The sequence below is a fragment of the Sphaerisporangium sp. NPDC049003 genome, assembly GCF_043197795.1.
Taxonomy (GTDB): Bacteria; Actinomycetota; Actinomycetes; order Streptosporangiales; family Streptosporangiaceae; genus Sphaerisporangium.
Genome location: NZ_JBICTU010000034.1, coordinates 46,188 through 59,994, shown reverse-complemented (window position 1 = coordinate 59,994; position 13,807 = coordinate 46,188). Strand labels below are relative to the sequence as shown.

At 69.3% G+C, this 13,807-nt stretch carries 13 protein-coding genes; 7 read left to right on the top strand and 6 right to left on the bottom strand.

Annotated features, from left to right (window positions below; genetic code table 11):
* Nucleotides 1-2 precede the first annotated feature (2 nt).
* On the bottom strand, nucleotides 3-476 hold the full coding sequence (locus tag ACGFIV_RS30670) for a hypothetical protein (RefSeq protein ID WP_358556342.1): 474 nt from the start codon (nucleotides 474-476) through the stop codon (nucleotides 3-5).
* Nucleotides 477-690: 214 nt separating this feature from the next.
* A complete protein-coding gene (locus ACGFIV_RS30665) occupies nucleotides 691-1,086 on the bottom strand; it encodes a helix-turn-helix domain-containing protein (protein WP_358556339.1) in 396 nt (131 codons plus the stop codon).
* 119 nt (nucleotides 1,087-1,205) lie between these two features.
* On the opposite strand from ACGFIV_RS30665, the gene ACGFIV_RS30660 reads away from it, so the two are divergent.
* Entirely contained in the window at nucleotides 1,206-2,081 is an 876-nt protein-coding gene (locus ACGFIV_RS30660; protein WP_358556336.1) for an SDR family oxidoreductase, read from the top strand.
* Between the two features lie 53 nt (nucleotides 2,082-2,134).
* On the opposite strand, the gene ACGFIV_RS30655 is transcribed toward ACGFIV_RS30660, so the two are convergent.
* Genes ACGFIV_RS30655 through ACGFIV_RS30645 form a run of 3 tightly spaced genes read right to left on the bottom strand, consistent with a single transcriptional unit; the run spans nucleotide 2,135 to nucleotide 5,122 of the window.
* Nucleotides 2,135-2,959 (bottom strand): carbohydrate ABC transporter permease, encoded by an 825-nt coding sequence (locus ACGFIV_RS30655; protein ID WP_392838372.1) that lies wholly within the window; start codon nucleotides 2,957-2,959, stop codon nucleotides 2,135-2,137.
* Nucleotides 2,949-3,824 (bottom strand): carbohydrate ABC transporter permease, encoded by an 876-nt coding sequence (locus ACGFIV_RS30650; RefSeq protein ID WP_392838371.1) that lies wholly within the window; start codon nucleotides 3,822-3,824, stop codon nucleotides 2,949-2,951. Before ACGFIV_RS30650 ends, ACGFIV_RS30655 begins: the two co-directional genes overlap by 11 nt.
* The gene (locus ACGFIV_RS30645; RefSeq protein WP_358556327.1) at nucleotides 3,824-5,122 is read right to left on the bottom strand and encodes an ABC transporter substrate-binding protein; all 1,299 of its coding nucleotides are present in this window, start codon (nucleotides 5,120-5,122) and stop codon (nucleotides 3,824-3,826) included. Before ACGFIV_RS30645 ends, ACGFIV_RS30650 begins: the two co-directional genes overlap by 1 nt.
* Before the next feature lie 276 nt (nucleotides 5,123-5,398).
* On the opposite strand from ACGFIV_RS30645, the gene ACGFIV_RS30640 reads away from it, so the two are divergent.
* Nucleotides 5,399-6,733, top strand: coding sequence for an NAD(P)/FAD-dependent oxidoreductase (locus ACGFIV_RS30640; RefSeq protein ID WP_358556324.1), 1,335 nt, complete (start codon nucleotides 5,399-5,401; stop codon nucleotides 6,731-6,733).
* On the opposite strand, the gene ACGFIV_RS30635 is transcribed toward ACGFIV_RS30640, so the two are convergent.
* Nucleotides 6,700-7,212 (bottom strand): DUF2087 domain-containing protein, encoded by a 513-nt coding sequence (locus ACGFIV_RS30635; RefSeq protein WP_358556322.1) that lies wholly within the window; start codon nucleotides 7,210-7,212, stop codon nucleotides 6,700-6,702. The two genes, ACGFIV_RS30640 and ACGFIV_RS30635, sit on opposite strands and share 34 nt — an antisense overlap.
* A gap of 515 nt (nucleotides 7,213-7,727) precedes the next feature.
* Between ACGFIV_RS30635 and ACGFIV_RS30630 the strand changes: the two genes are divergently transcribed.
* The 5 genes from ACGFIV_RS30630 to ACGFIV_RS30610 all read left to right on the top strand — a co-directional run bounded on the left by ACGFIV_RS30630 (nucleotide 7,728) and on the right by ACGFIV_RS30610 (nucleotide 13,806).
* Entirely contained in the window at nucleotides 7,728-9,020 is a 1,293-nt protein-coding gene (locus ACGFIV_RS30630; RefSeq protein WP_392838370.1) for an Nramp family divalent metal transporter, read from the top strand.
* 52 nt (nucleotides 9,021-9,072) lie between these two features.
* The gene (locus tag ACGFIV_RS30625; RefSeq protein ID WP_358556316.1) at nucleotides 9,073-10,218 is read left to right on the top strand and encodes an oxalate decarboxylase family bicupin; all 1,146 of its coding nucleotides are present in this window, start codon (nucleotides 9,073-9,075) and stop codon (nucleotides 10,216-10,218) included.
* Nucleotides 10,219-10,507: 289 nt separating this feature from the next.
* Complete coding sequence (locus ACGFIV_RS30620) at nucleotides 10,508-11,260, top strand: sugar isomerase domain-containing protein (RefSeq protein WP_392838369.1); 753 nt, start codon at nucleotides 10,508-10,510, stop codon at nucleotides 11,258-11,260.
* Between the two features lie 136 nt (nucleotides 11,261-11,396).
* Nucleotides 11,397-12,824 (top strand): N-acetylglucosamine/diacetylchitobiose ABC transporter substrate-binding protein, encoded by a 1,428-nt coding sequence (gene ngcE / locus ACGFIV_RS30615; protein ID WP_392838368.1) that lies wholly within the window; start codon nucleotides 11,397-11,399, stop codon nucleotides 12,822-12,824.
* A gap of 67 nt (nucleotides 12,825-12,891) precedes the next feature.
* On the top strand, nucleotides 12,892-13,806 hold the full coding sequence (locus tag ACGFIV_RS30610) for a carbohydrate ABC transporter permease (RefSeq protein WP_392838367.1): 915 nt from the start codon (nucleotides 12,892-12,894) through the stop codon (nucleotides 13,804-13,806).
* The last annotated feature ends 1 nt before the right edge of the window (nucleotide 13,807 follow it).

Below are 13,807 nucleotides of genomic sequence, written 5' to 3'. Positions count from 1 at the left end.
GCTCAGCCCGCTTCGCTAGCGTGCCGGGCCCCCGATATGGCCTCCTTGAGGGACGCGCGGTCCACGTCGGCCTTGAGGCCGCTGATCCGGATGACGTGGCCCTCCTCGACGGACACGTATTCGTGCTGACGCCCGCTCGTGCGGTACCAGCCCGCCTCGTCGTACGCGCAGGAGTCCGGAGGGATCAGGGGCTCGGCGTCGTGGAGGGGCTTGGCCGCGCATATGGCGTCGCTGAAGGTGCCTCGATCGACCCCGAACCACACCTGCCTGCCCTCGGCCGAGAAGTAGTACGCCTGGAAGCCGTCTTCGTTGTAGACGCTCATGGACTGCTCGGCCAGCTCGTACCCCGGCAGGTCGACCAGGTAGACCATGTCGGGCGCCACCCCCTCGGACCTGAGGTCGTCGAGCCGCGCCCCGCTGAGCGTCACGCCGGCCGCGCAGCCCGACAGGAGCACGAGGAGCGATAGGGAGATCACTCGTCGTATCACGGGTTCACTGTCTCGCACGATCAGGGGCGTTCCCAGCGTTCGGCCAACCCGTCACCCCAGGTCCAGCCCGCACTCCAGATTCGGCCCACTACTCCAGGTGCAGCCCGTCACTCCAGGTTCGGCCCATCACTCCAGGTCCGGCCCGCTACTCCACAGCCCCGCTGGTCTCTCATGGGATCTTTCAGGGGCGGCTCAGGGCGGCTCAGGTACCCGCGTGGCGGTCGCGTGCCTCCAGGACGCGGGGCATCTCTCCCTCAAGCCATTCGATGAGGCCGAGCAGGCGGCGGGCCGCCTCGCGGCCGAGCGGGGTCAGGCTGTACTCGACCTTGGGCGGGATGGTCGCCTGGGCCTCGCGGTGGACCATGCCGTCGCGCTCCAGCGCCTGCAGGGTCTGGGCGAGCATCTTCTCGCTGACGCCGTCGACGCGGCGGCGCAGGGCGTTGAAGCGGTAGGCGCCCTCGCCGAGGGCGGCCAGGGCGAGGATGCCCCACCGGCTGGTGAGGTGCTCCATCGTCTCGCGGGAGGGACATCCGCGTGCGAACACGTCGAAGATGACCTGCCCGTGCTCGTCGCGGGCGAGGGTGGCCTGGTCTTCCATACCCCTAACCTTACGTTCTCGCTGCACTGTGCAATCGGTTGGTACTAACCACAGCATTGGCACTTTCTAGAAGTTAGTACTAACCTAACGGCGAATCCCCTGAGCGAGGAGAAGTGAAGATGATCGTTGTCACCGGTGCCACCGGACAGCTCGGCCGCCTCGTCGTCGAAGGACTGCTGAAGACGACGCCCCCCGGCCAGATCGTGGCGGCCGTACGGAACCCGGAGAAGGCGGCCGACCTGGCCGAACGCGGGGTGCAGGTGAGGGAGGCCGACTACGACAGGCCCGAGACGCTGAAGTCGGCCTTCGCCGCCGGAGACCGGGTCCTGCTCATCTCCTCCGACACCGTGGGAGTCCGCCTCCCCCAGCACAAGGCCGTCGTCGACGCCGCCGCCGAGGCCGGTGTGGCGCTGCTCGCCTACACCAGCGTGCTGCGCGGCGACACGAGCACTCTGGCGCTCGCCGCGGAGCACAAGGGCACCGAGGAGTACATCCGCGCCTCGGGGATCCCGTTCTCCTTCCTGCGCAACGGCTGGTACTTCGAGAACTACGACAGCACGATCACCCAGGCCGCCGAGCAGGGCACGATCGCGGGCGCCTCCGGCGAGGGCCGCGTCTCCACCGCCACCCGGGCCGAGTACGCCGCCGCCGCGGTGGCCGTCCTCACCGGCGAGGGCCACGAGAGCGGCAAGAGCCACGAGAACACGGTGTACGAGCTGGCCGGCGACGTCGCGTGGACCAAGGCCGAGCTGGCGGCCGAGATCGCCGCGGTCACCGGCAAGCCGGTCACCTACCAAGACCTTCCCCGCGAGGAGTACGAGCGGGTCCTGATCGGCGCGGGCCTGCCCGAGCCGGTCGCGGCCATGTTCGCCGCCATCGAGATCGACATCGCCCAGGGGGCCCTCGCCGACACCACGGGCGACCTCGCCAGGCTCATCGGCCGTCCGACCACTCCCCTGCGGGACACGGTGGCCGAGGTCCTGGCGCGGACCTGACCCGTCGCGGCCGGTGGCCGGGACGGGCCGTGCCACCGGCCGGGGCGGGCCGGTCAGTCGAGGGCGCCGAGCGTGATGCCCTCGATGATGTGGCGCTGCGCCGCGACCGCGACGAGGAGCACCGGGACGATCGTGATGAGCGACGCCGCCATGATCAGGTTGTACTGGGTGGTGAACTGACTCTGGAACACGGACAGCCCCTGCGACAGGACCGACATCTCGGTGGTGTTCACCACGATCAGCGGGAACAGGAAGTTGTTCCAGTTCTGCAGGAACAGGATGATGGCCAGCGCGGCGACCACCGGCCGCGCAAGCGGGGCGTACACGTCGAAGAACACCCGCGACTCCGACGCCCCGTCGATGCGGGCCGCCTCCCCCAGCTCCCGCGGCGTCCCGAGGAAGAACTGCCGGAACAGGAAGGCGCCCAGCCCGGAGGCGATGTTCGGCACGATCAGGCCCTGGTAGGTGTTCAGCCAGCGCAGCTCGCCGAGAAGCTGCGACATGGGGACGATGATCGCGCTGAACGGCACCATCAGCCCGCTCAGCGCGACGACGAAGAGCAGCCGTTTGCCCGGGAAGTCGAGCATGGCGAACGCGTAGCCCGCCAGCAGCCCGCTCGCGAGCTGCCCCGCGGTGGCCGCCACGCCGAAGATCGCGGTGTTGAGGTACCAGCGGCCGAACGGCGCCTGCGACAGGGCGCGCCCGATGTTCGACCACTCGGGGTGCGCCGGCAGCAGCGGTGCCGCCGGGTTGATGATCTCGGCGTCGGTCTTCAGCGCGCTCACCGCCATCCAGACGAGCGGGAACGCCACGATGACGACGGCCAGGCCGAGCAGCAGGTAGACCACCGAGCGGCGGGCGATCAGGCTAGCGGGCACGGCCGGCCCTCCCGAGCAGCCAGATCTGCGTGATCGTGATCAGCAGGGACAGCAGGAACAGCGCGACGCCCATGGCGTTGGCGCGCCCGGTGTCGAACTGGACGAACCCCTCGTTGTAGACGTAGTAGAGAGCGGTCTGGGTCGCGCCGTCCGGGCCGCCCTGCGTCAGCACGTAGATCTGGGTGAACGTCTGCAGGCCGGTCAGCGTGGTGACAACCCAGATCAGCAGGGTGTGGCGGCGCATCATCGGCCACTGGACATGGGCGAACCTGCGCCACGCCCCCGCCCCGTCGACGCTGGCCGCGTCGAGGACGTCACCCGGGACGGACTTCAGGGCCGCCACGTAGAGGATGACGTTCTGCCCGAAGAACTGCCAGGCGCCGAAGGTCAGCACCGCGACCAGGGCCGGCCCCGGCGAGGACAGGAAGTCCGCCTGGGGAAGACGGAGGGCGCGGAGCAGCCTGTTGATCAGCCCGAACTGCGGCGCGAACATGTTGGCCCAGATCAGCGCGGTGGCGACGACGGGCACGACGAGCGGGATGACGAACGGTGCCCGCACCCGGGCCACGCCGGGCGCGCCGGAGTTGAGCAGCAGCGCGAGCCCGAGGCCCACCCCCATCGTCAGCAGGATGAAGCCTGCCGTGTAGACGCCGGTCACGCCGAGCGCGTGGCCGCCGCCCTCGCGCAGCATCTGCCCGTAGTTCCCGAGCCCGACGAACTCGGGCGAGGCGTCGAACACCCCTCCGCTGTACAGGCTGCGCCACAGGAGCATCGCCAGCGGGACGAGGGAGAAGACCACGGTGAGCACCACCGTGGGCGCCACGAACGCGTAGGCGAGGGTCCAGGTGCGGTGCCGTCGCCGCATCAGCCGAGTTTCTTCAGCGCCGCGTCTCCCTCTCGCGCCGCCTTGGCCAGTGCCTCGGCCGGGGTCTTCTGCCCCTTCAGAGCCGCGTTGATCTCCGTCCAGAGGCTTTGGGAGATCGCGTTGTAGGCGGGGGTGATCGGGCGGACCTTGCCGGTCTTCTCCGCCTCGGCGAAGACGGTGTACGTCGGGTCCTGGGCGATGTGGTCCTTCAGCGCCTGCTGCTCCAGCTGGGCCGGGTCCGACGGCAGGCCGCCGTTCTTGGCCGCGAGGTAGGCGCCGCGCTGGGGGGTGGTCAGGAACTTCAGGAACGCGAGGCCCGCCTTCTCGGCGTCCGCGCCCGTCTTCAGCAGCGCGGCCACCCCGATGCCCATGCTCGTCGAGGTGCCGGCGGCGCCCTTCGGCATGGGGGCCACGCCGAAGTCGACCCCGGCCTTGCCGAAGGTCGGCACCGCCCACTGGCCGTTCACGATCATGGCGACGGTGCCGCTGGCGAACGCGGGCGCCCCGTCGAAACTGCCCGCCTGGGCGTAGCTGGTGCTCGGCGCCGCCTTGCCCTTGACCAGGTCGACCCAGGTGGTGAGCGCCCTGACCCCGGCGGGGCTGTTGAAGGCGGTGGCCGTGCCTTCGGCGTTGAGGAACGACCCGCCCTCGGCGTGCAGCATCGGCGTCCACGCGAAGGTGATCCACTCGGCCTCGCCGAGCGGCACGTAGAAGCCGTACTTGTTCTTGGCGGGGTCGGACAGCTTCCTGGCGTCCTCGGCGAGCTCGGTCCAGGTCGCGGGCGGGCTCTTGATGCCCGCGTCGGCGAAGGCCTTCTTGTTGTAGAACAGCACGATGTCGCCCACGCCGGCCAGGGCGATGCCCAGCTGGTGGCCCTTGTAGAACAGCGATTCCTTGATGCCGGGGTACAGCGCGTCGGTCTCGGCGGTCAGCTTGCCGTCGAGCGGGACGAGCTTCCCGCTCTGCTCGATCACCGGGAGATCAGAGGGGTTCTGGGTGAGCAGCACCGTGGGCTGGGTGCCGTTCTTCAGCGCCGCGATCACCTTGGGCAGGAACTGGTCGGAGCTGGCGATGTACTGCCCCTTGGCGTGCATCCCGGGGTGGGCCTTGTCGAAGGCCGCGTCGATCTCGGCGATCTGGTCGGGCTGCCAGCCGCTCGTCCAGTACGTGAACGTGCCGCCCGCGGCGCCGGAACCGCCGCCGGAAGCGCCCGGATCACTCGAACCGCCGCACGCGGCGAGGGCGAGGACGAGGCCGAGCGCGATCGCGCCGGCGGCGCCCCTCTTCCTGATCTTCATGTGTCCCGCAACTCCCTGCCCCCGTGGCACACGGAGTGCGCCTGACCGAGAACCGTCATCCCGCCGGACTGCCCTTTGCCGGGCACACTACAACCCAGTCACTCGGTAGGTAAATATTGATCGTCTCACCGGCGTCGTCGGCGCGGACCGGCGGCGCCCGTCTCCCGGCCGCGGGAGCGGGTCGTGCCGGCGAGATGGATTCCTGGGGACCCAGACGGGTACGCGAGAGGACTGAGCACGTGAAGCGCCCGCAGCCGAGCTGAAAGGAACGTGTCCATGCCCAATCGGCAGCGCGTCGTCATCGTAGGCGGAGGATTCGCGGGCTTCACCGCGGCGCGGCGGCTCTCCCGCCTGGCCAGGGGCGCGATCGAGATCGTCCTGATCAACCCGGCCGACTACTTCCTCTACCTGCCTCTGCTGCCCGAGGTGGCGGCGGGGATCCTGGACCCGCGCAAGGTGGCGGTACCGCTGGCGGGCAGCTGCCCCGGTGTACGAAACCTCCTGGCGAGCGTCGACAAGGTGGACATCGAGGGACGCCGGGTGGAGTGCACCGACGCCGAGGGCAGGCCCCGCGAGCTGGGCTACGACAGGCTGGTCATCGCGGTCGGCAGCGTCAACAAGCTGCTGCCCGTCCCCGGCGTGTCGGAGCACGCGCACGGTTTCCGCAGCATCGCCGAGGCGCTGTACCTGCGCGACCATCTCATCCGGCAGATCGAGCTGGCCGACACGGCCACCGACGCCAAGGAGAGGAACGCGCGCTGTACGTTCGTCGTCGTGGGCGCGGGCTACACGGGCACCGAGGTGGCGGCCCAGGGGCAGTTGCTCACCGTGGACGCCAAGCGGCACAGGCCCGGCCTGCGCGAGCAGGAGCTCCGCTGGATCCTGGTCGACAAGGCCCCCCACATCCTGCCCGAGCTGGACGAACGCCTCTCCCGCACGGCCCACCGGACCCTGGCCGACCGGGGCATGGAGATCCGCACCGGTACGACCGTCGCCGAGGCCACCGACGAAGGGGTCAAGCTCTCCGACGGGGAGTTCGTGGCGACCCGTTCCCTGGTCTGGTGCGTCGGGGTCGGCCCCGACCCGCTCGTGGAGACGCTGGGACTGCCGACGAAGAAGGGGCGCCTCCTCGTCGACGAGTACCTGAACGTGCCGGGGCATCCGGAGATCTTCGCCTGCGGCGACGCGGCGGCGGTGCCGGACCTGACCCGCCCGGGCGAGTACACGGCCATGACCGCGCAGCACGCCGGCCGGCAGGGCAAGCGCGTGGCCTACAACCTCGCCGCGTCGTACGGCCGCGCGGAGCGCCGCCCGTACCGGCACCACGATCTGGGCTTCGTGGTCGACCTCGGGGGCGTGAAGGCCGCCGCCAACCCGCTCGGCGTCCCGCTGTCGGGCCTGGTCGCCAAGGCGGTGACGCGCGGCTACCATCTGCTGGCGATTCCCGGGGGGCGTACGCGCATCGCGGGCAGCTGGCTCCTGGCCGCCGTGCTGCCCCGCCAGACCGTGCAGCTCGATCTCGTGCGAGGAGGGTCGGTGCCGATCACCTCCGGCGCGCCGGACGAGGCGAGGGCGGGTCAGGTGTCCACTGAGCCGCCGCTGCGCCAGTAGATGTTGCTCTCCCTGGTCAGCATGCCCTCGTCGACGAGGTAGCGGCGCAGTGCCGCGAAGTCGTCGTGGAAGCCGCGCAGGGCGACGTTCACGTCCTTCTCCGCGTAGCGTATGCCGGGCTCGAAGACGCGGGCGATGTAGTCGAGCACGACCAGCCGCTTCTCGCGCCGCGTGGGGATCGCCCGTAACCGGCCTTCGACCAGGAACTTCTGGATCATCCTGTCCTCGGCGGAGACCGGGGCGGCGGGTTTGGCCGTGGCGTGCAGCAGCTCGCGGAACCTCTCGCGCCGCACGTGCCAGCCGTCCTCGGACCTCTCGGCCAGCCCGCCGCGTTCGAGCCGGTCGAGGGCCCGTCGTACGGCCTCCTGGTCGAGCCCGGAGGCGTCCGTGCCGCCGTTCAGGACCAGAGCGGAGAGGACCCGCAGCGTGTCGTCCTGATAGAGCAGTCCGAGGACGCGCCTGATCTCTTCCTCGCTCATGATCTCCAGCCAATCGACTCAGACGATGATGTGCCGTACGGCCCGGACCTGCCGGACGCGATCAGACCCCCACACATATTGACCCCAGCGGGCTCGCCGATCCTCTCCCCCATCATTGTGGCCCCTCCAAGGCGGCACAGGTCCCGGATCCGCAAGCGGGTGGTGTGTGCCAGGGGTGTCAGGGGTTTCGTGGCGAAGAAAGCGGATATTTCCCCACGACCCTTTACCGGAAAGTCGCTATTTATACGACTTCATGTTCTTTAAAGGCAGAGGGGTGAATTACTAGAGCGTGCTGTTTATTTGCTTCATCGAGGCGTCATGCCTGCGTCTTCATCCCTTGAATGGGTAATTCATGATTCACGGTGCCACGACTGCGACATCCCTCTAATTCAGACTTTTCTGGAACTCATTGGTAGTGGGAAGTCTGCGATGTCGAGGCGGGGTTCCATGCCCGCCGGCCGGTGGACGCTCGCCGTCACCGCACGCCGCGGTCAGGAAACACATCGGGAGGCAGGATGAACGACGACGGCACGCTGGTGCTCGGGCGGTCCCCCGCTCGGTTCCCCGCGGCGCCACGGGGCTCCCTGAGACCCGGCGGTTCGCGTATGGCACCGGTGCTCGGACCGGCCTTCGTCGCCTCGATCGCCTACGTGGACCCCGGCAACGTCGCCACGAACCTCATGGCCGGCGCGACCTCGGGCTACACGCTCGTATGGGTGGTCGTGCTGGCGAGCCTGGTGGCGATCCTCGTGCAGTTCCAGGCCGCCAAGCTCGGCATGGTGACCGGCAAGAGCCTGCCCCGGCTGTGCCGCGAGCGGTTCTCCCGGCGCGGCGGCCTGCTGCTGTGGGCGCAGGCCGAGGTGGTGGTGCTCGCCACGGACCTGGCCGAGTTCGTCGGCGCGGCCATCGGCATGCACCTGCTCTTCGGGATGCCGCCCGGGATGTCGGCGCTGATCACCGCCGTGGTGGCGCTGCTCATGCTCCGCATGCGGCGGCGCGGCCGGACGCGGCGGTTCGAGCTCATGAGCGCCGCGAGCCTGGTGCTCGTCGGGGCGGGCGTGGTCTACGACATCCTGCTCGTGGGTCATCAGTCCGCGGCCGGGCTGGCGGGCGGGCTCGTACCGCGCCTGGACGGCGGGGGCTCGGTGATCCTGGCCATGGGGATCGTCGGAGCCACCGTCATGCCGCACGCCATCTACCTGCACTCCGCGCTCGTGCAGGGACGGGGGTGGCCGGCCGGCGCGGCCTGGCGGCGACCCGCTCTCGTACGGCGGGCGCTGCGTACGGACTGCCTGCTCGGCCTCGGCACCGCCACGATCGTCAACGTGGCGATGCTCGCCCTGGGCGCCGGGCTCGGCGCCTGGACGGGCGGAACCTGGACCGGTGATCTGCCGGCGGCCCACGCGGAGCTGCTGAGCCGGGCCGGCGGCGCCGCCGCTCTGGCGTTCGCCGTCACGCTGCTGTCGTCGGGGATCTCGTCCTGCGGGGTCGGGACGCTGGCGGGCGACGTGGTGATGGAGGGCTTCCTCGGCCGCCGCGTACCCGTCTACCTGCGGCGCCTGGTCACGATGACCCCGGCCGTCGTCGCGCTGATGCTCGGCGTGCCCATGACCAGCCTGCTGATCCTCAGCCAGGTGGTCATCTCCCTCGGCGTGCCCGTGGCGCTGTTCCTTCTCGTCTACTTCTGCCGCGACCGCTCCGTCATGGGCCCGCTGGTCAACGCTCCGCTCACCACGCGGATCGCGGCGTGCGCGGGGGCCGCGGTGGCCGTCCTTGGATGTTGCCTCCCGTTGACCCTCCTGTTCTGAACACCGAGCCCCGCCGGAAACCGGCCCCAGCGATTCGAGGAGATGAGCCCGCATGACCTATTCGACCGACGGCATCCCGCAACCACAGCGCGGCAGCCAGGGCGCCCTGGACACCGGCCCCCGGAACATCGAGCTGGACCGGCAGAATCCCGACCTGCTCACCCCGCCGGCGACCGACTACGGCACCGTGCCCAACATGAAGTTCTCCTTCTCCATGGCCCACACCAGGATCGAGGAAGGCGGCTGGACCCGGGAGGTGACCCAGCGGGAACTCCCGATCGCCACCACGCTGGCCGGCGTCGACATGAAGCTCGACCCGGGCGTCTACCGCGAGTTGCACTGGCACAAGGAGGCCGAATGGGCCTACGTGCTGGAGGGAAGCTGCCGGATCGGCGCCGTCGACCAGGAGGGACGTAATTTCCTCGACGACGTCGAGAAAGGCGACCTGTGGTTCTTCCCCAAGGGCGTGCCGCACTATATCCAGGCACTGGAGGAGGGCGTGGAATTCCTCCTGGTGTTCGATGACGGCGGTTTCTCGGAGAACTCCACCTTCATGATGAGCGACTTCTTCGCCCACACGCCGAAGAGCGTGCTGGCGAAGAACTTCGGGTGGACGCCCGAGCAGATGGAGAACCTGCCGGAGAAGGAGAAGTACATCTTCCGCGGCGAGGTGCCGCCGCCGCTGGAGTCCGACCGGGTGGTGAGCCCGACGGGCGACGTGCCGCGCACGTTCAAGCACCGGATGCTCGCCCAGGCGCCCCAGCGGTTCGACGGCGGATCGGTGCGCGTCACCGACTCCACGAACTTCGCGGCGGCGACCACCATCTCCGCCGCCCTGGTGGAGATCGAGCCGGGCGGGCTGCGGGAGCTGCACTGGCATCCCACCGACGACGAGTGGCAGTACTACATTTCCGGATTCGGCCGCATGGGGGTGTTCGCCAGCTCGGGGCTAAACCGGACGTTCAACTTCCAGGCGGGCGATGTCGGGTACGTGCCGTTCGCCTACGGGCACTACGTCGAGAACCTCGGCACGGAGCCCCTGGTGTTCCTGGAGATGTTCCGCAACCCGCGCTTCGAGGACATCTCGCTGACCCAGTGGATGGCCAACACCCCGCCGCAGGTCAGCGCCGACACACTCGACATCCCGCGTTCGATGGTGGAGGCGCTCCCCAAGAGCAAGCACAGCGTCGTCCGGTAACCGCCGGCGCCCGTACGGGGCCGCCCGGCCGTCAGAGGAGCCGGGCGGCCCACACGCGTGCGCGGGCCCGAATACCGCGATGTCCTGACCGCGCCCGCGTGCCGTCCGGAATCTGGCGGGAACGCTCTTGCTAAGCGTGCCGTGGGCAATTATTTTCATCCAATCGCCTGTGAGTGAAAGGAATGATTGTGGCCTGGGGTGCGCGGCTCGCGTACGAGCGTGCCCGCCAGGCGGCCGAGCTCGCGATCAGGGCCTTCGAGGGCCGCCCCGTGGAGAGGAGCTGAGACGAGTGGACATCAGTGCCGCCGACTACGTACAGAAGGTCGAGAGGCTGGTGCACGACGTCGCCGCGAGCCAGGCGCGGGCCGTGGGCGAGGCCGCGAGGCTGCTCTGCGCCGCCCTGCGCGGTGGCGGAGTGATCCAGGCGTTCGGCTCCGGGCACTCCGAGGCGATCGCGATGGAGATCGCTGGACGTGCCGGCGGGCTCGTCCCCACGAACCGGCTGGCCCTGCGTGACCTCGTACTTTACGGCGGGGAGTCTCCAAGCGCGCTCCGGTCCACGGAGCTGGAACGCGACCCGTCGATCGCCCACCGCATCTACGACCTCGCGCCCATCCAGCCGCAGGACGCCTTCGTCATGATCTCCAGCTCCGGGGTCAACGGCTCGGTGATCGAGCTGGCGTCGATCGTCAAGGAGCGCGGCCACGGGCTGGTCGCGCTGACCTCGGTGCGGCACAGCACCGAGATGAGGTCCCGCCACGCCTCCGGGCTCAAGCTGCTCGACCTCGCCGACGTCGTGCTCGACAACGGTGCCCCGTACGGGGACGCGGTGATGCCGCTTCCGGAGGGCGGCGCCTTCGGAGCGGTGTCGACGATCACCTCGGCCCTGCTCGCGCAGATGGTCGTCGCCGAGGTGGTGCGGGAGCTGCTGGAGGCGGGCGAGGTGCCACCGATCTACCGTTCGGCCAACGTCGTCGGGGGTGACGAGCACAACCGGGCGCTCGAAAGCCGCTACGCCGGGCGCATCCGCCGCGGCGGCTGATCGGTCGAATCTCGTGGCAGGGCCGCAGTTCTTGATCCAATGTATTGACACCAGGTTTGACCAGAGAACCCCCGCTCCCGTACGAGGCCCTTCGCAGCAGAGGCCGCGGCGGACGCTCCACCCCCAGGAGGACTTCATGGCGGAAAGCTCCTTTTCCCGGCGCGAACTACTGCGAAGCGCCGCCCTCGCCGGCCTGCTCCTTCCCGCGGCGGCCGCGCTGTCGGCGTGCGCGTCCCCGGCCGGCGGCGGCAACCCCGGCGGGTCGCAGGCCCCGGCCACCGGGGCCAAGACGGCGACCAACCCGCTCGGCATCGCCGAGGACAGACCGTTCGAAGTGGTGATCTTCGACGGAGGCTTCGGCGACGCCTACGCCCGGGACATCCACGAGCCGCTGTTCAAGGGCAAGCACGCCAAGGTCGAGATCAAGCACACGGCCACCAAGGAGATCGCCAAGACCCTGCAGCCCCGGTTCGCCGGGGGCGACCCTCCCGAGTTCATCAACAACTCCGGCGACAACGCGATGGACTTCGGCGCGCTGGCCCAGGACGGCCAGCTCCAGGACCTCGGCGCACTGCTGGACGCGCCCAGCTGGGACGACCCCGGCGTGAAGGTGCGCGACACGATCCTGCCCTCCGCCATCGAGCTCGGCACCTACGACGGCACCTTCTCCGTGCTCAACTACGCCAGCACGGTGTGGGGCATCTGGTACTCCAAGAAGCTCTTCGGCGACAACGACTGGGAGGTGCCCAAGACCTGGGACGAGTTCACGGCGCTGTGCGAGAAGATCAAGAAGTCCGGCAGGGCCGCGCCGTTCACCTACGCCGGAAAGCACCCGTTCTACATCTACGAGACGATCCTCACGCTCTCCGCCAAGATCGGGGGCGCCGATGTCCTGAAGAACATCGACAACCTGGCGGACGGCGCGTGGAAGGCCGAGCCGGTCGCGAAGGCCGCCGGCGCCTTCGCCGAGATCGGGGCCAAGTACCTGCTCCAGGGCACCGAGGGGCTTGACCACATCCAGACCCAGACGGCGCAGAACAAGTACGAGGTGGCCATGCTGCCCTGCGGGTCGTGGCTGGAGAACGAGCAGAAGGACACCACGCCGGCCGACTTCGGCTACGCCATGTTCCCGCTCCCCTCGTTCACCGGGTCCGACGCCCTGCCGTACGGCACGCTGCACTCCCGGCCCGGTGAGGAGTACTTCGTGGCGGCCAAGTCGGCCAACCCGCTCGCCGGCGTGGAGTACATGCGCGCCATGCTCTCCAAGGACGGCGCGGGGAAGTTCACCGAGCTGGTCAGCACGCTGACCGTGGTGAACGGCGCGGCGGACGGGCGCACGCTCAAGCCCGGCCTGGAGAGCGCCGCCTCGGCCCTGAAGGACGCGGGGACCAACGTCACCTACTTCCGGTTCCGCCAGTGGTACAAGGAACTGCACGACGAGGTGGCCGCGGCCACCGGCCAGCTCATGTCGGGCCGGCTGAAGGTCGCGGAGTGGGCCGACCGGATCCAGAAGAAGTCCGACGAGATCAAGAACGACTCCTCGGTCAAGAAGTTCACCCGCTGACCGAAACGGTCGCCCGGTAGCGGCAGGAAAGGCGGCGAGCGGGATGACGAACGGCAGGACGCGCGTCATGAGAGGGGCCGGCTTCACCAGGGCGCGGTTCATAACGGGCTTTCTCGCGGTTCCGGTGCTGCTCTACCTCATCTACGTGATCTCCCCCTACGCGCAGGCCTTCTACATCGCGATGACCAACTGGCGGGGCGTGAGCGCCGGCCCCCGGTTCGTCGGGCTGGAGAACTTCCAGAGGCTTCTGGGCGACGGCACCTTCTGGACGGCGGTCGGCCACAACGGCCTGCTGCTGGTCCTGCTGCCGCTGCTCACCATCGCGATCGCCCTGTTCTTCGCCTTCCTTCTCAACGCCGGGGGGACGGGAGGGGGCGTGTCCGGCATCTGGGGCTCCCGGTTCTACCGCGTGGTGTTCTTCTTCCCCCAGGTGCTGGCCGTGGCGATCGTCGCCGTCCTGTTCCAGCAGGTGTTCCGGCCCGACCGGAGCGGCATGCTGAACGGGCCGCTGGTGGCCCTCGGGCTGGAGCCGGTCGGGTTCCTGTCCAACCCGGATGTGGCGTTCTGGTCGATCCTGGGGGTACTTGTCTGGCAGGCCGTCGGGTTCTACGTGGTGCTCTTCTCGGCCGGCATGGCGTCCATCCCGCGCGAGATGTACGAGGCCGCCCAGATCGACGGGGCGGGACGCGTCCAGTTGTTCGCCCGGGTCACGCTGCCGCTGCTCTGGGACACCGTGCAGGTCGGGTTGATCTATCTCGGCATCGCCGCGCTGGACGTCTTCGCCATCGTGTGGGTGATGACGGCCGAGCACGGCGGGCCCGACCACTCCACGACGGTGATGGCGGCCGAGATCTACCGCAACGCGTTCCAGTACTTCAAGTTCGGCTACGCCTCGGCCATGGGCGTGGTGCTGTTCTTCTTCACGGTCGCCTTCGCGGTGCTGGCGATGCGCCTGTCGCGTCGCGAGCGGATCGAGTTCTGAG